This is a genomic window from Candidatus Pedobacter colombiensis (assembly GCA_029202485.1).
Lineage (GTDB): Bacteria > Bacteroidota > Bacteroidia > Sphingobacteriales > Sphingobacteriaceae > Pedobacter > Pedobacter colombiensis.
The window spans coordinates 4,936,272-4,959,476 of the sequence record CP119313.1 but is presented as its reverse complement, the minus strand read 5'-3'; the positions used below and the strand labels follow the sequence as shown (position 1 = coordinate 4,959,476).

Sequence of the window (23,205 nt, the reverse complement as noted above, 5' to 3'; positions counted from 1 at the left end):
AATGATTCATTTAATTATTACAACAGCTAATATTGAAAACCATTATCAGGAAAGGAAGTGGTTGTACATTCAATCAATTGAAAGGGCCTTGCAATTTGATTATTTATTTGACTCCTATACAATTTTAGAATGTGCTTCTTCCGATGAAGATTATTTAAATGAGCATAATGTTCATTACAGTAACGTTCAGAATAAATATCCAGAAAAGGGCCTCAATGAAATGCAACATCTTAAAGCTTTCATCGAACACGCTTCTTTTGATGAAAATGATCTCATTATCAAATTAACTGGTAGATATATGCTTGAGGATAACTCTTTTTTTAATAAGGTCAGGTTATTGGCTTCTGATTACGATAGCATCTTTAAAGACGATAGTGATATTTATGAAGGTGTGGGATATCATACTTTCTTATATTGTGCGAAGAAATCCCGGTTCCTTGAAATTATCAACTCACTGAACTATTCAAAAGAGAACTTAGATCCAATAGAGTGGGGTGTGAAAAATTATCTTAAAGGAAAAGAACGGCATTATGAAATTGCAAGATTAGGGATAAAAGCATATCAGGGTACGTATGGAGAAAATGTGTTTAGCTGCTAAACTTTTTCTTAAACCATCTTTTTATCTTGTATTTTAACTTATTGTGCTTTCTCCATCGCTCTTTTAAATTGAAGTCACGTACAAACATAGCATAATCTGCAGCCTTTTCGGGCAAGGTATATTTAGGAAAGGTGATTTCCGAAATTTCTCCTAAGGGGATATTTGAATACGTATGATTGGGATCAAAAGTGTGCGTAGCCGCTTCACCAAAGCCGATATTTGAAATAAGGTTGACATTCGGATTAATGGAAAGGCTATTGTTAAAATAATTTATAAATGCAAGTTGATAATCCCAGGTGTCAATTTTACCGGCTTTAACATCTTTGAATATGTTCACCCAGGTATCCAAGACAAAGGAGTCATTAAAGATATTACTTAATTGATGTCTGATTTCATCTTCATGATATGCTGTCAGTTCTTTATCATAATCCTTCCATACCCTTCGCCAACTTGCCCAACCCCAAACATGTGTTTGATTTGCAAAGTAAGTAGAGGCTGTGCCCCAGGTTTCTGTTCGGTGAAGGTTACATCCTGCAATATGTCTAATGCGTGTATCCAGTCTGTACTTTTCCAATAGTGTATCACAGTAATAAAAGAAGCTATTTGCAGGTAAACAATCATCTTCCAGAATAATACCTTCTTCTTCATTTTCAAAAAACCAATCTATTGCAGAAGAAATCGCATTTTTACAGCCGAGATTGCTTTTTTGAAAGCGGGTTCTCACCTCGCAGTCCCAATCTACCTTGTCGACTATGGAAAGCGTGTCTCTACACAATTTATCTTCACCTTCTTTACCTAATCTGGGCCCATCAGCGGCTATATACAATTTGGCAGGCCTTGCTATTCTTATTTGTTCAAAAACTCTTTCAGTTGTATCGGGTCTATTGAATATCAGAAATAATACTGGGGATTTTACTTGATAATTTTCCATATATATTGAGTTCTTTTAGCAATTAATCAACAAGCGATTTATAAAGTTCGATTGTCTGTTTGATACATTTGTCAAGCGTATATGTTTCCAGTTTTTTCTTGCCAGCGGTGATTAGTTTGCTTTTTAGAGATTTGTTTGTTATTAGTGTTTCTATTTGATGAGCGAGTGATTCGATAGAATCGGGATTAAAATATAAAGCGGCATCGCCAGCAATTTCTGGAAAACAACTGCAATTGCTGAGTATCACAGGGCAGTTATTTTTGAAGGCTTCTAGTATCGGAATTCCAAAACCTTCATACAAGGAAGGGAAAACGAAGCATAAGGCATTTTTGTAGAGCATATTTAATTGTGAGTCAGTTGCCGAAATTTGTCTTGTTTTATCAAAAATCCCATTGCGGATCAAAAATTCAGAATCGCCGGTTTCCAGTGGACCTCCGCCAGCAAGTAATAAAACTATGTCTTTGTGCTTCTCGGTGAGTATTTTAAATGCACGGGCAAACATGAAAAAATTTTTGTAGCCACTGCGGCTACCAACAAAAAGGAGGTAGTTTTCTGGTAAGTTTTCAACTTCCTCATATTTTGGAGCTTTATTGTCTATACCATGAGGAATGACATGGATTTTGTTCGCATCTACCTGAAGATGTTTAATAATATCTGTTTTGGTGGTTTCTGAGATTGCTATGATCTTATCTGCCCGATTTGCCAAAAGTCTTTTTTGCTCCGGTAAGGGGTCATTATTTGGGAAATATTCTGGCATTTCTTCATAAGTCATGTCATGTATTGTTATGACCAATGGCTTTTTTAGTTGATCAAGAAAATAGGTGTCAAAATACGTTGGATGAAAAACCTCGAAATTACCTCTACTTAGGAGTCGATTACAGTAGTTGTTGTTTTTTTTATATATATGTTTTGATTTTTTAAGAAAAGTAGATAGCAACAATTCACTAAAGTTTATACTATTTTGTTGGAGGTAATAATTGTTGGTGTAGAGAAAGCCCTTTATCATCTCTATTTCACCTGCGCTATTGCCTCCTTTTATAATGTTTGCAAAGTATCTTGAAATGCCCCCATAAGTTTGCCGGTCGAATATCTGATGATCAAAAAGAACTTTTATCATTACTTTTGTATAAATCTATTATAATGGCCATTAAAAATCCAAAAATATCAATTATATCTGTTAATTATAATAATCAGGAAGGATTAGCGCGGACGATAGATTCGGTTACTGGTCAAACGTATGAGCATACGGAATATATTATTGTAGATGGTGGATCAACAGATGGTAGTAAGGAAGTTATACTTGAGCATGAACCAAGGATAAGCCACTGGGTAAGTGAGCCTGACAGAGGGGTATTTCATGCTATGAATAAAGGGATTGAACTGGCTACTGGTGAGTATTTGCTTTTTATCAATAGCGGAGACTTTTTAATTGATGATCGGGTACTTGAAGATATTGTAGCACAGGGTCTAAATGCAGATCTGGTCTATGGAAACATCCGATTGCTGAATGGATCAGATCAACGGGATTGGCGTCCAGAGCGGGAATTAAGTTTTAAGACTTTTTATGATAGAAGTATTCCTCACCAGTCGACTTTGATAAAACGAACTTTGTTTAGTCAGATTGGATGCTATACAGAGCAATATCAAATTGTGTCTGACTGGGAGTTTTTTTTGCTGGCAATTTGCAAGTACCAATGTACCTATGTCTATATTGACAGATTTATAGCCGGCTTTACAGAGGACGGTATTAGTTCAAATCCGCAGAACTTTGGTAAAATGCATGAAGAGCGGCATGACGTTTATAACCGACATTTTAGTGCATTTATTAAAGACTATGAGAAATTTGAGCTTTTAGAAAAGGAGATGAAAAAGATCGCTTTTTTTAGCCATGCACGGCACTTTGTCAAAAGAATGCTAAAGTCTGTAAGACTAGGGCCTTCAGTATAATGAATCTTAATTTTTTTGTGCCAAGATCTTTTGAACTTTGGTATTTAAACTGTCAAATATATGGATGATATATTCTGCTGCATTTGGCTGAAATTTAGGCTGGTTCAAAAATTCCTGATACAACTTTGGATTATGATGCAGCTCTGCTACCTGCTTATTTAAGCGATTTAAGCTATCTGGCCCATCATAGAATAAAATAGCATCTTTATTCAATACATCCGGTTCCGGATTGTTGTTGCTCCCCCAATAAATAGGGATGGTATTGCTTCTTATAGCTTCAAAGACTTTTTCTGTGACATAACCTTTGCGGTTGGAGTTTTCCGGGCAAATGTTGAATTTATAATGACCGATAAACTGTTCCTTATTATCGCCAAAATCTTTATTTAATGCTTGAGAATTGTTCAAAAGTTTACCGGCACTTGTTACTCTATCAATTTTATTGAGGCTGTTGAATAATATGGTTCTGATCTTTCCGTCGTCATGGCTGCTCACTAAAGATGTAAATTTCTTGTTCTCTTCTCTGCAAATATCTTTATTCACAAAGTTAGATACCGTTTGACGGATCATTTTGCTATCTGTTTTTGGCGAAAAGAAAGGTTCCAACCAGTAGGGGAACCGTTGATAACGTTCATGGTCTAGATAATCAAATCCTATCATTAGATCGACCATATTATTACAATGGTCTTTATAGTCTCGATACCGCATTACATTTTCACCAGTGTAAAATAATTTGATATAGCTTTTACTTAATTTGATGGCTTGTTTTGGGCCGAAAACGGAGCTGATTAGCAATGAATTCTGCTGAGATAAATTTTTAGCAAAATGATGCTTCACATATTGATAGTGCCATAGTCTTTCTGCTTCAGTAGTCCAGCAATTTAATACTTCTATATGGCTTTCATCTGGGAGGTAGGTGTAATCTAATATGGGTTTTGACAGCCCTAGTCGTGTTAGTAGAGATTTTAATTTCATTAATAAATAAGATCAGGTAGGTGCCGTTTTATATACTCGTCTTTTTTCTAAAAAGTTTATGTTTTAGTTTTTTAAAAAATGGTTTTTTTTGTGAGTTGTTTTTTGCTGTGTAATAGTTTGGCATGTTAATGAAATGTTCATACTCATTGTTTTTCAAAGCCTCATGGTATTTGATGAGTAGAGGCTTGATATCAGGCCGCATTTCCAGATTAAACAATGTCCATTTAGAAATGCCCAGAGGGTTGTTATAATCCCAGCCACTAAAATGAAAAAAGGAAAGAGGGATAGACTCATTCACCATAAACATACCGTCTTTCTGTGTAATCATTCGTTCATGCAAATTCCAGTAAGCAACATTTAAGCCTTGGTTTAGTTCGATGTGGGCACTTTTAAAATAAAGGGGCACAAAATTGAGCCATAACTGCTCGCCATAGTATCCTCTTTTAAAATCATATATACATTCTAATACAGACCTTTCCTTAAGCCAGCTGATGTATTTTTCTGTTTCCTCAGATTTTCTAAGCTTAAAAAAGCCGCCATTAAATAAGCCGGCATTTAACACTTCCAGCTCTTGCCTTTTCATTTCAATTGGCGGTGGACTTGTAAAATGTGGTGTAAAAATGATATCATGCTCATTGATCACATTTTCGGGTAAAGAGCCAAAAAATAGCATGTCTGAATCGCCAAAGATGACTTGTTTAATCTCTGGCTTATCAAGAAAATGTTTGGCAAATAAGACTTTTGAGCTATTCGCCAATTGCATTGGATTGTAATTCTGAGTAATAAAATCAAACTCTTCGGCAGCTAATTCATGCAGCTGAAGAATAGGGTGTTTACTCATCAATTTATTTTGGGTTATCGTTTCCGGCTTTAAATAATCAGTAAGGCAGATGCAAACTTGAAACTCCGGATGCTGTTGTTTTACTGAATCTAATAAAGAAACAGCAAACGGCAGGTAATTCGTAGTTGCAATTGTGAAAAATAACGTCATAATTTAAAATAGCTTGTCTAGTTTATGATAACAAAACTCTTGTTCATAGCCGGATTCAAATGCTTCTTTTGCAAATAAAGACTGTTTTTCATAAGTATTCGTTTGCTGAAGAAGATTAATGATATGTCTGCTAAACTCTTCGGGTTGATCACTTACCAGACAACCATTGTTGGTTTTATTGATTAATCCATCTATCCCCCTTGTGTTGCAAACTATAGGGAGATGATAGGACAGCGCCTCTATAACTTTAATTTTAGTGCCGGTACCTGATAACATTGGACATATGGCAATTTTTGACTGGTGATAATAGGTCCTAAGATCCTCAGCAAACGGAATAAGGGTAATGTTTGGATGGTTGCCCTTAATATAGGTTGTAATCTGGCCTATAATACAAATGTTTAAAGATTGCGGTAAAAGTGGGTAAACCTTTGAAATAAACCAATTTGCCGCCTCTATGTTATGCGGGTTTCTACTTGCTATATATATGAGATCAAATTTTCGGTCTGCAACAGGAGTTGGATTTGGTGCAGGAGCTCCAATCATCATTGGGGCCAGGCAGATCTCATTCCAGCAAAACTGACTGAAAAGATACTGCTCTTCTATGGAAATGGCTAATACCTTACTAAAAAGAGAAAGCCTCCTGATCTCTTCTTTAAAAGAGGCACCAATATCAAATTTATACTGATTTTGAGCAGTTAAAAAATCATGAGTATCAAGCACTGTTTGTGCATTTGCAATATGCTTATTGTTTTCAATTAATGATGCCCAACTTGCATAGTTTATGAATACATAATCGTATTGGTTGTTCTTGAGGATTTTGTTAAATGCTTTTTGAAGTCGGTAAGTAACCAGCTCTGGAAAGTTTATAGCGAATATGCCATACTTTTTCTGATAGAAGAAGTTGGGTAGTTTATAGCAGAAGAAATAGTAAAGCAAATTCTTTTTAGATGCTTTACGAGGTAAGATAAAGGTTTTATCTGCCAATCCACTTTGTTCAAAATCAGTAATATCCTGATTATTCCATTCACCCCAATAATATTCGCTCACAAAGTGAACCTGAAAGCCTCTGGATTTAAAATAATTAAGAAAGCTCAACGCCCGGATTTTGTTACCCGCATTTTTTTTTACAGGGTTATCAGGCATAAAGAATAAAATCTTTTTCATCTTAGTCTTCAAAAGTCTGCATGTCAATTAGTCTTCGGTATAAGCCGTTGTTTTTCATTAACTCATTGTGCGACCCTTGTTCAATTACAGATCCTTTTTCAAGTACAATAATCCGGTCTGCATTTTGTATGGTTGATAAACGATGAGCAATAATTAATGAGGTGCGATTTTCCATCAATTTATAAAGTGCATCTTGTACCAATTTTTCTGATTCCGTATCCAGTGCAGAAGTTGCTTCGTCTAATAACATCAATGGGGGATTCCCTAATACCGCTCTTGCAATACAGAGTCGTTGTTTCTGTCCACCTGATAAACGAATTCCTCTGTCTCCGATAAGTGTTTCATAGCCGTTCTCTGATTCCAGGATAAAGTCGTGTGCATTGGCAATTTTAGCCGCAGCAGTAACTTCTTTTAACGTGGCATTGGGCTTAGCAAAAGCTATATTGTTAAAAATTGTATCGTTGAAGAGGATTGATTCCTGATTAACAAAGCCCATCTGACTTCTTAAAGAATCCGTAGTTACATCTTTAATATTTACACCATCTATATAGATGTCACCTTGTTGAGGGTCAATAAATCGTGGTACAAGATCCATCAATGTAGATTTACCCCCACCTGAAGGTCCTACTAATGCGATGGTTTTGCCTTTAGGAATTTCTATGTTTACGCGGTTTAGTACCTTTCGCTCACCGTAGGCAAAGGATACATCTTTAAAGGTAATCGCTTTTTCAAAAGATTTGGCTACAACAGCGTTTGGCTTGTCAACCATTTCTGGTTTCGTATCAATTAAGTCTAATACACGCTTTCCTGCCGCGAGACCGGTGTGAATTGCACTGAAAGCATCAGTTAAAGCTTTTGCGGGACGCATAACCTGAGAGAATATGGCAATATAAGCGATAAACTCTGCGGAAGTTAAACTAGATTCTCCTGACAATACAAGTGAGCCCCCAAAATACACAATCCCTGCAACCATAGTAACGCCAAGAAATTCTGATACTGGGGATCCAAGCTGTTGCCTGCGTGCCATTTTGCGGGTAATGTTTGAATAAGTAACATTTTCCTGATGAAATCTATCCTTTACGTATTCTGTTGCATTAAATGCTTTAATGATCTTAATTCCCGATAGGGCTTCGTCGAGATAGCCAAGCATAAGCGCAAATGTTTCATGAGCTTTGGTGGCTTGTTGTCTTAACCTTTTTACTATTTTAGCAATAATCAGTCCTGATAATGGAATGATTAACAAAGAAAAGAAGGTTAGCTTTGCGGAGATAGTAAAGAGGAGAATAACATATACAATTAATGTAACGGGTTCTTTAAATATCACTTGAAGAGTATTGGTTACCGTAAATTGGACTACCTGAACATCTGAGGAAACTTTAGAAATGATATCGCCTTTTCGTTGGCTGTTGAAGTAACCAATGTGGAGGTTCATTACATTGTCAAATACTGACTTTCTTAGCTTCAATAAAGTATGAACACGTAAGTCCTCCATTATTCTGTTAGAAAAGTATTTGAAAATGTTAGATAACAATACGGAGACCACAATTACTATACAAACGAACTTTAAGGCTCCCTGTTTGCCATAATTGGCAATAGAATAATCTGTAAGCTCTCTGAAGCGGGCCATGATGTCCCACCATGATTTGTCTTCAAAAGAAAGTGTTTTAGCGGCCTTTGTTCCGGCTATAGCAGTTTCGCTATTAAATAAAGTATCTAATAGAGGGGCTAATAGCGCTAGATTTAAGGTATTAAAAAGTATATAAAGGAGAGTTGCAATAACGTAAGGTATGGCAAACTTTTCAATAGGCCTTGCGTAAGATAATAATCGGAAATAGTCTTTCATTTAAGAATTTGAAATTTTTCAAAGGTAAGTATTTAGTGTCATGTTTAAAATTCGGGCAAAATGAGTACTTTCTCTGCAATGTTAAAAGGCTAAAAAATAAATTGTGTTTATTTGTAAATACAGAATCAGCAATGAATACCTATTTATCACTTATTACAGAGATTGAACGTGGAAATTTTAATGCCCTGGCACGGGCAATCACCTTTGTAGAAAATGATATCCCTCCGTCGGCCGAATTGCTAAGGACAATAAAAGGGAATTCGAAAGTCCCTGTAATAGGAATAACTGGTCCTCCGGGAGCAGGTAAAAGTACCTTGGTAAATGCAATTACGGAACATATTGTAAAGGACGGTAAAAAAATTGCTATTCTTGCTGTGGACCCAACTTCTCCATTTAATTTTGGGTCATTGTTGGGTGATAGGATTAGGATGTCACAGCTATTTAATAATTCTAATGTATATATCCGGTCGCTGGCAACCCGTGGAGCCTTAGGAGGAATCTCGGCAAAAACGATTGAAATTGTGGATGTGATTAAAGCGGCGGGATTTGATATGATCCTGGTAGAGACCGTAGGTGTTGGTCAATCGGAAGTAGAAATTGCAGGACTTGCCGATAAAACGGTAGTTGTACTTGTTCCTGAATCGGGGGATGAAATTCAAAACATAAAATCAGGGCTAATGGAAATTGCTCAGGGTTTTGTGGTGAATAAGGCCGATAGGGAGGGAGCGGATATATTTGCAAATAATCTTAAAAAGCTGGTTCATCAGCAACATGAGCATATCCCTGTGTTTAAAACTGTGGCTGATAAGAAGGAAGGGATAGCTGAACTTTGTGAATGGCTACTTCAGCCTGCTTTAATGGGCAATGACCGCAAGTCTTTTTTGTTGGCGGAAAAGGCTTTTAAAATTATCCAACACTATCGTATGAGTAACGTAGATAGAAAAAAGTTGCATCTTGAGCTTGTTGAAGCTATGAAGAATACGGATTTTAACATTTATCGATTTACTGATAGCTGGATTTGATCCCTTGATTATCCGACCTGTCTTAAAAACAGGACTTGTCATTATTATGGGTTTGGATTGTAATTAAGCAGTTTTTTTAAATTTTATTGAAAAATAAAAACAGGCTTGAAGTGTATTTTGAACACCGTTTAGTTGGGGGAGTGTTTTTTTTTATGCCGAATCACAAACTTTTAATGATTTAAAGTGTTTATGGGTAGTTGCTTGCTCTAAATGATGTTATTTATTAATAATTTAGAAGTTTGGAACGGAGTTTGTGTAAGTGTTTTGAGAATTTAAAAATTTGTTTAATTTTGCTACACAAAAAAATTATACAATTAAAATTTGTTTAACCTTAAAAAAGAAAATTATGAATTATTCTACTTTAAAAAAGGGTTTAGCAGCCTCTTTAGTAGCAATGGTGGGAGTAACAACTCTTGCTAACGCTCAGGATGCTACATCCTCTTCTTCTGCCAAGGTATTTGGTGGGAGCGGGCAGTACAGAACGTGGTCTATCGGTGTGAATGGTGGTGTTTTATCTCCATTTATTGCTATTGGTGGTACTAACGATTTCAAAAATGCTGAAGTTAACTTAGGTTACGGCATTTCATTGAGAAAACAACTAAGTCATGCTTTTGGCTTAGAAGGTAACATTTTCCGCGGAAAAATCTCTGGAACTAACAAAGATGCTCCAGGTGGTATTCAAAATGGTACCAGATCATTTGAAACTGATCTTGCTTATGCTGGTGACATCAGAGGTGTTGTAAACATTGGTTCAATCGATTTCTTACGTCGTGAGAATTCTGTTAACTTTTATGTATCTGCTGGTTATGGTTTAATGGCTTACGCTCCTAAAGTTACTTTAGCGAATGGTACTGTTATTAACTGGAAAGATAGAGCTATTGGTTCTGCTGGTGACAGACATGATTCTAAAACTTATGTTAAAGAAGCTTATATTCCAGTAGGTGTAGGTGTTAAATTTAAAGTTTCTGAGCGTGTTGCGTTTAACTTAGGTTATACTGTGCATTTCGTTGATTCAGATAACTTAGATGGAGTTTATGCAAATGGAGCTTCAAACAAAGATAAATTCTCTTATGGATATGCTGGTTTAGAGTTCTCTTTAGGGTCTAAATCTAAACCTAGCTTAGTGTGGTCTAACCCATTAGCTTTAATGTATGATGAATTGAAAGATCCATCTTTACGTAACGAAGTTGAAGCTTTGAAAAACCGTGTATCTGCTGTTGAGAAATCTGTTGAGTACTTGAAACAAGATAGCGATGGTGATGGTGTTTCTGATCAGTTTGACAAATGCCCAGGTACTCCTGCAGGTGTAGCTGTTGATGGTTCAGGATGTCCTCTACCTAAATATGAAGCTACAGTTGTTGAAAAAAACAACTTAACTGGCTTTGAGAGAATCCAATTTGAATTCAACTCTTCAGTTTTAAAAACTGAGTCTTACCCTATTTTAGATAAATTATCTTCATTATTGCGTGAAAACGGTGGTAAAATAACTGTAAACGGTTATGCTTCAAGCGAAGGTACTGCTGCATACAACTTGAAATTATCTAAAGACAGAGCTAATTCAGTTAAAACTTACTTAGTTAACTCTGGTGTTAATGCTAAACAAATTGTAACTAAAGGTTATGGCGAAGCTAATCCAATTGCTTCTAACGATACTGAAGAAGGTCGTATCCAAAACCGTCGTGTTGAAAGTGCTAGAGACTAGTTATTTCTAATTAAAATACGAAAAAAGAGGGCTTCAATTTGAAGCCCTCTTTTTTTTATTTATACCTTTGCAAGTATGTATTTATTTAGAAAAAAGGATCCGGGCAGGCCAACGAATACCAACATCAAAATCATGCACATCATTAATGCAATTGCTATTACGATGTTTATTGCTGGCATTTTGTGGAAATTAATTGATTGGCTCTTTTTAAGCTGAATTAATATAATCTCATTATTAATAATATTAATTGTATACTGATATGAATACGGTAATAAACACCACTGATGCTCCGGCTCCAATTGGACCATACAGCCAGGCAGTAATTGCTAATGGCTTTTTATTTTTATCTGGTCAGGTAGCGATCAATCCCGAAACCGGTGAGCTAACCCAATCTTCAATAGAAGAGGAAACACACCAGGTCATGAGAAACATTAAAGCCGTTTTACTGGAGGCTGCTTATGGATTTGAAGATGTGGTGAAGACGACCATCTTTTTGTCGGACATGAGTTTGTTTGCTGAAGTGAACGAAGTATATGGTTCGTATTTCAAAAAGAACTTCCCGGCTCGTGAAACTGTTGCGGTAAAAGGTTTGCCGAAGGGCGTAAATGTGGAGATTTCAATGACGGCATTTAAATCTTAAACTTTGCCTAAATCAAATTTACGGTACTTCTTTGCGGGGATTTTATCTTTTGCCATTTGGGGTTTTTTCTCGATCCCATTAAGGAATCTGAAGGCTTTTCCTTCGGAAGAGATTCTGTATTACCGTATTTTTACCTCCCTTGTTTTTATTTGGCTAGCTATTCTTGTTTTCAGAAGAAAGGAGCTTAAAAAGGACCTTGCTTATATTTCGTCTATTACAGCAAGAGAGAAACGTAATATCTTATTGCAGTTAGTTGGCTCTACATTGTTGCTAACATCTAATTGGTATACTTATATCTATGCCGTAAATAATGTGAGTCTTCAATCGGCTGCCTTTGCTTATATGGTATGTCCGCTGATTACCGCTTTTGGAGGGTTCCTGATTCTAAAAGAATCATTATCGAGATTAAAGCTGATTTCACTTGGTATCGCTTTGCTGAGTATCTTGTTGTTGGCTACAGGTTCATTTGTAGAAGTACTATGGTCTGTTATTATTGCGTCATTGTATGCATTTTACCTTATCATACAACGTAAAATGCAGCACCTGGACAAGTTAAATGTGTTGGCGGTTCAAATTGGTATTGCTGTGTTATTGATGCTGCCTATCTATTTGTTAAAACATGAAGGTTTTCCTCAGGGCTTCTGGTTTTGGGGAAATATTACACTAATTGCGGTCTTTTTCACCATCATTCCGTTGTTCTTAAGCTTATTTGCCTTAATAGGAATTCCTTCATCAACCTTAGGGATTATTATTTATATCAATCCCATCATAGCCTTTACTGTGGCTATTTTCTACTTCGGTGAACATGTTGATGCACATAAGTTGTTCGCTTATTTATTACTGGTGATATCGGTAATCGTATTTAATTGGGGTATAATAAAAGATATCTTTACATTTAAGAGAAAAAATATTTAAAGCTTTGTTTGCATCTACCTTAGATACGACTATCGAATTTCTGAAAGGCGTCGGGCCCAAACGTGCAGAACTTTTGCAAAAGGAACTGGGTATTTTTACGTACGACCAACTGCTTAATTATTTTCCATTTAGGTATATTGACAGGACACGGTTTTATAAAATTAATGAACTTAATCCCGAGCTTCCCTATGTACAGATATTAGGACGGATCACCAGTAAGGAGCAAATAGGCGAAAAGCATAAGAAGCGAATTGTAGCCCGTCTGACTGATGAAACAGGTTCTATTGAACTGGTCTGGTTTCAAAGTTTGAAATGGGTGGATGAGCATGTGATGAAGGGAAAGGTTTATATTGTATTTGGTAAGCCCACTGTCTTTAATGGGAGTTATAGTATTTCGCACCCCGAATTGGAAAGTTATCCAAGACCTGCGACCATTACGGGGAACCTTAGATTGCAACCGGTTTACAATTCAACCGAAAAATTAAAGAAGTTTTTTCTGGATAGTAAGGGTATTCAAAAACTCCAGACTTTATTGCTACAGCAGCATCTTTCGGAAGTTAAAGAGACCATACCGCCTTATATTCTCGATAAATACCACATGATTTCGAGAAAGGAGTCTATTTTAAATATTCACTTCCCTAAGGATGTCACTTTATTAAAGAAGGCGGAAAGCCGGTTGAAATTTGAAGAGTTGTTCTTTATTCAATTGCAGTTGCTGCACAATAAACAACTTAGGGAACTAAAGTTTAAAGGGCACCTGTTTCCGCTTGTTGGGGAGCGTGTAAATACATTTTATAATGAAATACTTCCTTTTGAGCTTACAGGCGCTCAGAAACGGGTAATTAAAGAGATTAGACTGGATACACAGCGGGGTATACAGATGAACCGTTTGGTACAGGGCGATGTAGGAAGTGGTAAAACTGCAGTAGCTTTAATGAGCATGCTATTGGCTAATGATAATGGTTACCAGGCCTGTATGATGGCGCCTACAGAAATATTGGCACGGCAGCATTATGAATCTATCAGTTCGTTATTAAAAGATCGTCTGGTGAAAGTTTCCATACTTACAGGCAGTACGACGAAAAAGCAACGAACGCAGTTGCATCAGGCATTAGAATCGGGTGAGATTGATGTTCTGGTAGGTACACATGCTTTGATAGAGGATAAGGTCGTATTTAAAAATCTGGGGCTGGTGGTGATTGATGAGCAGCATCGTTTCGGAGTAGAGCAACGTGCTAAGCTATGGCGTAAAAATATTGTACCTCCACACATATTGGTGATGACTGCTACTCCGATACCACGGACGCTCGCAATGACGCTGTACGGTGATCTGGATGTGTCTGTAATTGATGAATTGCCTGTAGGAAGGAAAGCTATTGAAACGAAACATTTGTTTGAGGGACAGCGCCTGAGGATGTTTGGTTTTATGAAGCAGGAGATTGCTAAAGGCCGACAGGTGTATGTGGTTTATCCACTGATTAAGGAAAGTGAGAAACTAGACCTCCTGCATCTGGAGGCTGGAATAGAACAAATGAGTTATCAGTTCCCACGACCAGATTATCAGATCAGTATTGTTCATGGTAAAATGAGCAATGCCGATAAGCAATACGAAATGCAACAATTTATTGATGGGAAGAGTCAGATTATGGTGGCTACAACCGTAATAGAGGTGGGTGTGAATGTTCCGAATGCATCGGTTATGATCATTGAAAATGCGGAACGTTTTGGACTTTCTCAGCTTCATCAATTACGTGGTCGGGTTGGACGTGGGGCGGAGCAATCATTCTGTATCCTGATGTCTGGTAATAAATTAAGCGCAGACGGAAAGTTACGTCTGGAAACCATGGTGAAAACCAGTAATGGGTTTGAAATTTCAGAAATAGACCTGCAGCTTCGAGGCCCCGGTGATATCACCGGCACCCAGCAAAGTGGCGTACTGGAATTGAAGCTGGCAGATTTGGCAAAAGATCAGCTGATTTTGCAAGAAGCCAGAAATACAGTTATAGAATTGCTTAATGCAGATCCTCACTTGGAATTGCCGGAAAATAGTTTGCTGAAAACCTATCTTGCTAAAAGACGTCGAGGTATTGCATTCGATAAGATCTCTTAATTAATCCTCATCACTTCCCGGTAAAGAGCCAGTGCCAGAATAAGCGCCTTTACGAATGATCGGTACGCCAAGATGCTTATATAATTCATCAAGATGCATTAGGCTTCCATTGGTTAGATTGCCAAGGAATATAATCACAATGTTCTTTTGGAAATCGCGTACATAGATGTGTCTGAAACCGTGCCACCAGCCGGTGTGATATACTACCTTTCTCCCGTTTTCCCCATCAAAAATACGCCAGCCATAGCCGTAGTTGAAATGGCCATTGATGGCTTTGTTGCGACCTTGGTAAGCAGAATCGAGACTTGACTGTTTTAACAAGCGGCCGTTTTTTAACGCTTTGTCATACAAAAGCAGATCGTGTAAAGTGCTGTAAATCCCCTTATCACCCACCGGGCCATCCAGGAAGTTTTGCACTACAGAATAGCGCCATGTGCGGTCGTGCCCTACTACATCAACAGGTATTTTAGGGTAAACTGTAGTAGAATAAACATGTGTATGTTTCATCCCCGAAGGTTTGAAAACATGTTCCGCCAGGTAATCTGCGTATGGCTTTCCGGTAACTTTCTCGATAATTGCACCAAGCACCATGAAGTTGGAGTTGTTGTAGTGAAAAACTCTATTTGGTTTGGTATAAGGGGTAGGTTTCTTTTCGGCAATAATTTCCATTACCTCCTGATTTGACACCCCTTTTTTCATGTCACGTTTTTCTTTGCGCCAGATGTCGTCAATGAAATAAACATAATTCATCATCCCGCTACGGTGCGATAGGAGTAACTCTATGGTTATTCCATCATAAGGGAAATTGGGATAGAATTTTTTTACATCATCTGTTAGCTTTAATTTTCCGGCTTCAACCAGTTGCATGATGGCCACACCAGTGAAAGTCTTGGTAATTGAGGCTAGCTCAAATTCAGAATTTATTTTTAGACTGTCACGGTGCAGGTAGTCGGCCCAGCCAATCGCTTTTTCATATAGGATCTTTCCGTCTTTAGCGACCAGCATATTTCCGTTAAAACCATATTTTTTATGGAGGTTCTGCACAAAGTCGGCAATCCATTTATCCCCTTTGGCCGGGTTGTATGCCAATAACAAGCTATCAGCTTTGTCATCATCAACAGTTCGTTCTTTGCTGGGTTCTTTTAGCTTTGAATTATTTTGTGAATGTGAACAGGCTGTAAATAAAAAAGTGGCCATTGCAGCCACGGCTAAAGTGCGAAGATAGCTCATGAATTGAATTGCTTTGTAAAAGGCCCTAAAAATAAGAAATATTATACCTTTAAACGCTATAGAGTTTTAAACATTGTATGCTTTTGTAGTTGATTAATTACATAAATACAATTCATTGAGATACAAAAACCTTAAATTTGCCCCAACAAAAAATAGAACACTATGAATTTTAGAACCGAACACGATACGATGGGTGAAGTGCAGGTGCCTGCTGATAAATATTGGGGTGCTCAAACTGAACGTTCAAGAAATAACTTTAAAATTGGTCCGGAGGCTTCCATGCCTAAAGAGATCATTCATGCTTTTGGATATTTGAAGAAAGCTGCGGCTCTGGCAAATACAGAGCTGGGTGTTTTATCACAAGATAAAGCAGATTTAATTGCAAAAGCTTGTGATGAAGTGATCGCAGGAAGCCTGGATGATCAGTTCCCATTGGTGATCTGGCAAACTGGTTCAGGTACGCAAAGTAATATGAATGCTAATGAAGTTATTGCTTATCGTGCTCATGTTTTAAATGGTGGAGATCTGGCTGATGATAAAAAAGTTTTGCATCCTAATGATGACGTAAATAAATCACAATCATCAAATGATACGTATCCTACTGCAATGCATATTGCGGCCTATAAACAAGCAGTTGAAGTTACTGTTCCGGGATTGGAAAAACTACATAAAACCCTTGTTGCAAAATCTGAAGAGTTTGCTGCAATCGTAAAAACAGGACGTACTCACTTTATGGATGCAACTCCTTTAACCCTTGGACAAGAGTTTTCGGGTTATGCACAGCAAGTAAGTAATGGTCTTAGAGCGATTAAAAATGCTTTGGTAATGATCAGCGAGTTGGCTTTAGGTGGTACGGCTGTTGGTACAGGTTTAAATACACCTAAAGGTTATGATGTATTGGTGGCAAAAAAGATAGCCGAATTAACCGGCCTGCCTTTTGTTACTGCTCCTAATAAGTTCGAAGCTTTAGCTGCACATGATGCAATGGTTGAGCTATCGGGTGCTTACAAACGTGTAGCGGTTTCTTTAATGAAGGTTGCCAATGATGTGAGGATGTTGAGTTCCGGCCCACGTTCTGGTATTGGTGAAATCATTATTCCTGATAACGAACCAGGATCTTCTATTATGCCGGGTAAAGTTAATCCTACGCAACCGGAAGCATTAACGATGGTTTGTGCTCAGGTAATTGGAAATGACGTTGCTGTAAGTGTTGGTGGAAGCACTGGTCATTTTGAACTGAATGTGTTTAAACCAGTAATTGCGGCTAACGTTTTGCAATCAGGGCGTTTAATTGGTGATGCCAGCGTTTCATTTAATGATCATTGCGCTGCCGGAATCCTTCCAAATCTTCCGGAGATTAAAAAACATCTGGAAAACTCTTTGATGCTGGTTACTGCATTAAACCCTCATGTTGGTTATGAGAATGCAGCTAAGATTGCAAAGAAAGCACATAAAGAAAATAAAACCTTGAGAGATGCAGCAATTGAGTTAGGTTTGTTAACCGGCGAGCAGTTTGATGCCTGGGTTCGTCCAGAGGATATGGTTGGTAGTTTAAAATAAGCACTTGACAGTCGTATGGGAATGTTGAGATCGGTATTTTATCTCTTGCTTATTTTGTGTGTATCTGCTTCGTGCAGAAGGTTGCCTGATGTGCAGGGAAAAGGAGAAGCCTTTTTGCAAGGTGTATGGAATCAGGACAGCATAGCAAATGTTGATCAACTGCTGAACTATACACAGCATAAGTTTAGGTTTACCTGCGACTCATTTTATGTTGATCTGACCACACACTCTAAAGTGAACTACTATTCCGACTCTTGTTTTAATGGAGGTGTCTGGAAAGAGTACGCCAAGGGAGTATATGAAGTAAGAGGAGATAGCTTGTTTTTAGCAGGAACCTACACTAAGGCAAATTATAAGCAAAAGGTGTCGGGCTGTTACCAGATCGGGAGGTATGTAAAAACATTTCACATTAAATCTTCTGAACCTAATAGCTTGCATCTGGAAAGCATAGATAACCAAAGGGCTTGTAATCTGGTTTTAAAAGAACGGATTATTTGTAAGCCTAAAGAATTGTAACGCCTGATACAGGTTTTTGATAAGCGTAAATATACATTGATGAATATGATAAAGAATTTAATAATTAGCGGGTACAAAGTAATATTAGTTTTAGCTGTTGCATTGTACTTGCCGCTAACTGCAGGAGCATGGGGAATGCTTGGGCATAGAATAGTTGGACAGGTTGCGGAAAGCCACCTGACCAGTAAGGCAAGAAAAGGAGTAAAAGATATCCTGGGTAATGAAAGTCTTGCTATGGCAAGTAACTGGGGCGATTTTATAAAATCCGATCCTGCATACGATTATTTATACAACTGGCATTTTGTAAACCTACCGGAAGGACTGGATAAGCTGGGAGTATTTAATTTTTTAGATACTGAAAAAGGGCCGAATGTATACAATAAGGTGCTTGATATGACCAACATTTTAAAAAATAAGCAAAGCACTGCAGACGAAAAATTGTTGGCAATGCGCATGCTTATCCATTTGGTTGGCGATTTAAATCAGCCAATGCACACAGCCAGAAAAGAAGATATGGGCGGAAATAAGGTTTTTGTGACCTGGTTTGGTGAAAAATCTAACCTGCACCGTGTTTGGGATGAGGCACTTATTGGATATCAGCAATTGAGTTATACGGAGTATGCTAACGCTATTGATTTTCCGTCACCTACTCAATTAAGCACCTGGAAAACCTATTCATTAAAGGATTATGTTTATGGATCTTACCAGGCCTGCAACAGGATTTATTCCAACATCAAGCCTGAAGAAAAATTAAGCTATAAGTACAATTTCGAATTTGTAGGCTTGCTGAATGAGCAGCTTTTAAAAGGTGGAATTTGTTTGGCTAATATTCTTAATGACATTTATAGTTAAGTAAATAAAACTCATGATAGCTTCTTGCCGTTAAGAAGCAAACGATATACTGATGAAAATACTAATGGTTTGCCTGGGTAATATTTGCCGTTCTCCACTTGCGGAGGGCATTATGCGCCATTTGGCCGATGAACAGCACTTAGGCTGGGAAATTTCTTCTGCGGGAACAGGCGATTGGCACGTAAACCAGCCTGCCGACAAAAGAAGCATAGCCGTAGCCAACAATTATGGCTATGATATTTCCAGGCAAAGAGCCCGACATTTTAACCAGGATATGTTTGATGAATTCGATCATATCCTGGTTATGGACCAAAATAATTTGAAAGATGTATTAAAACTTGCTTCAACGGCAGCTCATCGGAATAAAGTGCGGTTGTTCTTGCCGGATGAGCTTGAAGTGACTGATCCTTATTTTGATGATAAGCTCTTTGAACCGGTATTTCTGGAGATAGAAAAGCGGTGCAAACAACTAATTGAAGATTTTAAATAAATTGAATTGTGAAATGGAAGATACCGGGACGCTTAAATTATTTATGATTTTGCTTGGTTGCAAACCCGTGGGTAGGCATACAGAGCAGCATGATGTATTTTTTGGTATTGGAAGTTCAATAAGCGACTTGAAGACTGATATTATGGATTTCTGGCCTGAAGCAAATGGTAAAATTCATATTGATGCCTGGCGCGAAGTGACTGCGGTGGGCGGATATATCTTGAAAGTAGCGGCTAAATCAGAGTTGGTAGAAGCCAACTTAAATAAACTTTTCTTTATCAATCTGGGTGGATACAAACAAGGGGAATTTGATGAACTTCATTATAAAATGCTCCTTGTTGCAGATACGATGGCAGATGCCAGCAAGTTGGCAAAAGAAACTACCTTTTATAAACATACAGGATTTGAGGGAGCCGTTTCTCATATCGATGATAAGTATGGAGTAGATGTTGACGATGTATTTGAAATAGCTGATGTATTACCGGACCGTGTAAAAAGCAGGTTCCATATACAAATAGAGCGTGCATCGGCCCTTTTTGAAGATGAATTACATCTGGGCTATCTACCTCTAAGTAAAGTCTGAGATTTCTCCTTTTTGATTAGTATACAGTTGTTTATGTAAATTTGTCCTATCTTTGCGGTGATGAACAAAATTTGTTTACTATTGATTTGCCTTTTTATTTCTAATCAGGCCATGTCCCAAGCAAATCCTTTTTTGTCACAACAGCCCCCGCAGGTAAATGGAGCGGTGAATATTGTTGTGTCTAATCTGGAAGAAAATGATGGGAATGATTATTTTGCCGAAGCAGATAAAAAAGAGCGTCAAGGAGATTTAAATGATGCAATTACGCTATTCAGTAAGGCGGCATTTGAGTACAATAGCGCTAAAAAGTTTAACCAATATGGATCTGCCCTATTAAGATTAGCAAATGCTCATTATTTAATGTCGCATTATACAGAAGCAGAGCAGGTAACTCTTAATGTAGCCTTAAAAAATTATGCTAAAATAGGCAGTAGAACAGGACAGATGGAGTCATATAACCAGTTAGGTAAAATATATCTGGCGTCTGATAAGTTAACACAGTCCTTATGGTTCTACACGCAACAAGGCATCCTGGCTAAACAAGTTGGCGATAACAACGCATACATAGACTCGATATTAGGTATTGCACAAGTAAAAACGAAGAAAAAGGAATATTCACTTGCATTAAAAGATTTGAGCAGGGCGGAGCTTTTAGCCAAATCCTCAAATCTTACCAAGTTTAAAAATCAAATCAGAGATGCCAGGGCTCAGATCCCTGCCAAGGCTGCCGTAGCAAAAAAATAGTGGAATAATAAATTGTCATACAAATCGTTTTTTATATCATTATTATAGTAATTTGACTACTTTTAGTATGTTTACATAAAAGAGACAGTATTATTACTGTCTCTTTTCTTTTTATTTCTAAAATTGGTATCATATTAGTGCTGAGTATAAAAATGGATTTTAAAATAGTTAAAGAGATGTTAAAAAAGATATTACTGGTAACCTTTACTGCCGCTGTTCTTGCATGTCACGCGTCGCCACACCCTCAACAAATGGTTCAGGGGGTAACGAATATTGTGCCCGATGAAAGACAATCTTTGGTATGTAAGGAAATAGTTGCACTGATTGAAAATTATAATTACAAGAAGATAAAGGTTAACGACTCTATCTCTTCACTGATATTGGATAAGTACATCAAGGAACTGGATCCATATAAATATTACTTCCAGCAATCAGACATTAAGGAGTTTGAGAAATTCAGATATTCACTAGATGATGATTTCCGATATGGAGATTTAACTGCCCCATTTTATATATTTAATGTCTATTTAAAGCGATATAATGAATTTATCAATTTTGCCCTTAATGAAATTAAAGTAAAGCAGAATTATAATTCGAATGAGACTTATGTCTTTGATCGCGAAAAAATGCCCTGGGCTAAATCAAAAGCTGAACTGGATGATATCTGGAGAAAGAGGGTTAAATATGAGCTGGTTAATTTGAAGATTGCCGGCACTCCTGAGGCTAAGAATGAAGAAACGCTCACAAAACGTTATCAGGCATTGAAGTCGCAAGCTTCAAAATTAAATAACCAGGATGTATTTCAAACCATCATGGATGCATTTACCGGAACTATTGATCCACATACAAACTATTTTAATCCAACTAATGCGCAACAATTTAATGAGGACATGGCAAGGTCTTTTGAAGGTATAGGTGCAAGATTACAGCTGGATAATGAAATATTGAAAATTACTGAAGTAGTTCCAGGCGGTCCTGCTTTTAAAAGCAAGCTGTTGAGCGCCGGAGATAGAATTGTTGGCGTAGCGCAGGGTGATGGTGAATTTGAAGATATTATTGGTTGGAGAATAGAGAATTCAGTTGCCAAAATAAAAGGACCTAAAGGCACAAAAGTTCGCCTTAAGATCATTCCGGTGGGTAAAGACATGTCTTCTAAACCGGTTATTATAGAGTTGGTAAGAGAGAAAATTGTAATGGAAGACCAGTCTGCTAAGAAGAAAGTGCAGACTGTTCAGGAGAATGGCCAGACCTATAAAATAGGTATCATTACTGTCCCTGCTTTTTATGCTGATTTTAAAGCGGCAAATGCTGGCGATCCCAATTACAAAAGTACAACACGTGATGTAAAGCTATTGATTGATACCTTGAAAAACCGTGATAAAGTGGATGCAATTGTAATGGATTTAAGGGCAAATGGTGGTGGTTCTTTAGTTGAGGCTATTGATCTTACCGGCTTGTTTATCGATAAAGGTCCAGTAGTACAGGTAAAGGATCTTAAAAACGAAGTAGAGGTGAGTGAGGATACGAATCCGGGCGTAGCATGGAGTGGTCCACTGGGTGTTATGGTCGACAGATTGAGTGCTTCGGCATCAGAGATCTTTGCCGGGGCAATTCAGGATTATGGAAGAGGAATTATCATGGGAACACAAACTTATGGTAAGGGAACCGTTCAGTCTTCAATTGATATGAATAAATTGGTTAATCCATCTATTCTTCAAAAGCTTGCAGCCTTGCTCAATAAAGATGGAGCTACAAAATTAAAAACAGATAAAGATGGTGTTAACCTGGGCCAGATTAATCTTACAATGGCTAAGTTTTATCGTGTAACGGGGAGCAGTACTCAGCATAAAGGTGTAATGCCAGATGTTCAGTTTCCATCATTATATCCAATGGATAAAATTGGAGAGGATACAGAACCTTCAGCTTTACCTTGGGATGAAGTTAAGAGGTCTGATTTTACTCCCGTGGCTGATCTGAACCCGATTAAACCGGAGCTGGTTGCTTTGCATAAACAACGTATGGACAAATCACTTGATTATAAAATCATGGTTCAGGACATCGCTGAGTCTAAAAAACGTGATGACGAGGTTTCAGTACCTTTGAATGAAAATAAATTGAAGGCGGAAAGGGATAGTACTGAAGCTAAGAACCTGGCTAAAATCAATGCTTTAAGAGCATCCAGAGGCTTGCCTCCTGTAAAAAAAGGAGACAAGATAAAGAAAGAGGATAGCTATGATTTTATTCAAGATGAGAGCTTGAAGATTATGGCTGATTTCATACAGCTGACCAATCCTAAAGGAAAAGAAGTTGTTAAGAATACATCCGGGGTTAATTAAAGGACAAATCAACTACATAAAAAAGGGTTTTATCATGATTGCATGATAAAACCCTTTTT

Annotated in this window: 22 protein-coding genes; 15 read left to right on the top strand and 7 right to left on the bottom strand. The window is 37.5% G+C overall.

Features of this window, described 5'->3' with window-relative positions; translation table 11 throughout:
* Nucleotide 1: 1 nt before the first annotated feature.
* Nucleotides 2-598, top strand: coding sequence for a hypothetical protein (locus tag P0Y49_20595; protein WEK19181.1), 597 nt, complete (start codon nucleotides 2-4; stop codon nucleotides 596-598).
* Here the strand turns inward: P0Y49_20595 and P0Y49_20590 are convergent.
* Both P0Y49_20590 and P0Y49_20585 read right to left on the bottom strand, forming a co-directional pair.
* Nucleotides 588-1,529, bottom strand: coding sequence for a nucleotide-diphospho-sugar transferase (locus P0Y49_20590; GenBank protein ID WEK19180.1), 942 nt, complete (start codon nucleotides 1,527-1,529; stop codon nucleotides 588-590). The two genes, P0Y49_20595 and P0Y49_20590, sit on opposite strands and share 11 nt — an antisense overlap.
* Nucleotides 1,530-1,551: 22 nt before the next feature.
* Complete coding sequence (locus tag P0Y49_20585; GenBank protein WEK19179.1) at nucleotides 1,552-2,646, bottom strand: glycosyltransferase family 1 protein; 1,095 nt, start codon at nucleotides 2,644-2,646, stop codon at nucleotides 1,552-1,554.
* 23 nt (nucleotides 2,647-2,669) lie between these two features.
* Here P0Y49_20585 and P0Y49_20580 point away from each other — a divergent pair, with 23 nt between their 5' ends.
* A complete protein-coding gene (locus tag P0Y49_20580) occupies nucleotides 2,670-3,476 on the top strand; it encodes a glycosyltransferase family 2 protein (protein WEK19178.1) in 807 nt (268 codons plus the stop codon).
* 6 nt (nucleotides 3,477-3,482) lie between these two features.
* On the opposite strand, the gene P0Y49_20575 is transcribed toward P0Y49_20580, so the two are convergent.
* Genes P0Y49_20575 through P0Y49_20560 form a run of 4 tightly spaced genes read right to left on the bottom strand, consistent with a single transcriptional unit; the run spans nucleotide 3,483 to nucleotide 8,446 of the window.
* Entirely contained in the window at nucleotides 3,483-4,448 is a 966-nt protein-coding gene (locus P0Y49_20575; protein ID WEK19177.1) for a glycosyltransferase family 10, read from the bottom strand.
* 28 nt (nucleotides 4,449-4,476) lie between these two features.
* Nucleotides 4,477-5,439, bottom strand: coding sequence for a glycosyltransferase (locus tag P0Y49_20570; protein WEK19176.1), 963 nt, complete (start codon nucleotides 5,437-5,439; stop codon nucleotides 4,477-4,479).
* A gap of 3 nt (nucleotides 5,440-5,442) precedes the next feature.
* Complete coding sequence (locus tag P0Y49_20565) at nucleotides 5,443-6,603, bottom strand: glycosyltransferase family 4 protein (protein WEK19175.1); 1,161 nt, start codon at nucleotides 6,601-6,603, stop codon at nucleotides 5,443-5,445.
* A 1-nt stretch (nucleotide 6,604) separates the two neighbouring features.
* A complete protein-coding gene (locus tag P0Y49_20560; GenBank protein ID WEK19174.1) occupies nucleotides 6,605-8,446 on the bottom strand; it encodes an ABC transporter ATP-binding protein in 1,842 nt (613 codons plus the stop codon).
* Between the two features lie 131 nt (nucleotides 8,447-8,577).
* Here P0Y49_20560 and meaB point away from each other — a divergent pair, with 131 nt between their 5' ends.
* From meaB to recG, 6 genes are all read left to right on the top strand, one after another.
* Entirely contained in the window at nucleotides 8,578-9,468 is an 891-nt protein-coding gene (meaB, locus tag P0Y49_20555) for a methylmalonyl Co-A mutase-associated GTPase MeaB (protein WEK19173.1), read from the top strand.
* A 346-nt stretch (nucleotides 9,469-9,814) separates the two neighbouring features.
* Nucleotides 9,815-11,170 (top strand): OmpA family protein, encoded by a 1,356-nt coding sequence (locus tag P0Y49_20550; protein ID WEK19172.1) that lies wholly within the window; start codon nucleotides 9,815-9,817, stop codon nucleotides 11,168-11,170.
* A 75-nt stretch (nucleotides 11,171-11,245) separates the two neighbouring features.
* Nucleotides 11,246-11,386 (top strand): hypothetical protein, encoded by a 141-nt coding sequence (locus P0Y49_20545; GenBank protein ID WEK19171.1) that lies wholly within the window; start codon nucleotides 11,246-11,248, stop codon nucleotides 11,384-11,386.
* A gap of 43 nt (nucleotides 11,387-11,429) precedes the next feature.
* On the top strand, nucleotides 11,430-11,810 hold the full coding sequence (locus tag P0Y49_20540; GenBank protein ID WEK19170.1) for a RidA family protein: 381 nt from the start codon (nucleotides 11,430-11,432) through the stop codon (nucleotides 11,808-11,810).
* A gap of 3 nt (nucleotides 11,811-11,813) precedes the next feature.
* A complete protein-coding gene (locus P0Y49_20535; GenBank protein ID WEK19169.1) occupies nucleotides 11,814-12,725 on the top strand; it encodes an EamA family transporter in 912 nt (303 codons plus the stop codon).
* 4 nt (nucleotides 12,726-12,729) lie between these two features.
* The gene (gene recG / locus P0Y49_20530; protein WEK19168.1) at nucleotides 12,730-14,835 is read left to right on the top strand and encodes an ATP-dependent DNA helicase RecG; all 2,106 of its coding nucleotides are present in this window, start codon (nucleotides 12,730-12,732) and stop codon (nucleotides 14,833-14,835) included.
* Here the strand turns inward: recG and P0Y49_20525 are convergent, their stop codons facing one another.
* Nucleotides 14,836-16,065, bottom strand: a complete 1,230-nt coding sequence (locus P0Y49_20525) for a serine hydrolase (protein ID WEK19167.1) — start codon at nucleotides 16,063-16,065, stop codon at nucleotides 14,836-14,838.
* 162 nt (nucleotides 16,066-16,227) lie between these two features.
* Here P0Y49_20525 and fumC point away from each other — a divergent pair, with 162 nt between their 5' ends.
* From fumC to P0Y49_20490, 7 genes are all read left to right on the top strand, one after another.
* Nucleotides 16,228-17,625, top strand: coding sequence for a class II fumarate hydratase (gene fumC / locus P0Y49_20520; protein WEK19166.1), 1,398 nt, complete (start codon nucleotides 16,228-16,230; stop codon nucleotides 17,623-17,625).
* Between the two features lie 15 nt (nucleotides 17,626-17,640).
* Nucleotides 17,641-18,141, top strand: a complete 501-nt coding sequence (locus P0Y49_20515) for a fumarate hydratase (protein WEK19165.1) — start codon at nucleotides 17,641-17,643, stop codon at nucleotides 18,139-18,141.
* Nucleotides 18,142-18,186: 45 nt separating this feature from the next.
* Entirely contained in the window at nucleotides 18,187-18,993 is an 807-nt protein-coding gene (locus P0Y49_20510) for a S1/P1 nuclease (protein WEK19164.1), read from the top strand.
* A 52-nt stretch (nucleotides 18,994-19,045) separates the two neighbouring features.
* On the top strand, nucleotides 19,046-19,483 hold the full coding sequence (locus P0Y49_20505; protein WEK19163.1) for a low molecular weight phosphotyrosine protein phosphatase: 438 nt from the start codon (nucleotides 19,046-19,048) through the stop codon (nucleotides 19,481-19,483).
* A 13-nt stretch (nucleotides 19,484-19,496) separates the two neighbouring features.
* The gene (locus P0Y49_20500) at nucleotides 19,497-20,066 is read left to right on the top strand and encodes a DUF1543 domain-containing protein (protein ID WEK19162.1); all 570 of its coding nucleotides are present in this window, start codon (nucleotides 19,497-19,499) and stop codon (nucleotides 20,064-20,066) included.
* Between the two features lie 60 nt (nucleotides 20,067-20,126).
* Nucleotides 20,127-20,810, top strand: coding sequence for a hypothetical protein (locus P0Y49_20495; GenBank protein ID WEK19161.1), 684 nt, complete (start codon nucleotides 20,127-20,129; stop codon nucleotides 20,808-20,810).
* A 152-nt stretch (nucleotides 20,811-20,962) separates the two neighbouring features.
* Complete coding sequence (locus P0Y49_20490; protein ID WEK19160.1) at nucleotides 20,963-23,146, top strand: carboxy terminal-processing peptidase; 2,184 nt, start codon at nucleotides 20,963-20,965, stop codon at nucleotides 23,144-23,146.
* Nucleotides 23,147-23,205 lie beyond the last annotated feature (59 nt).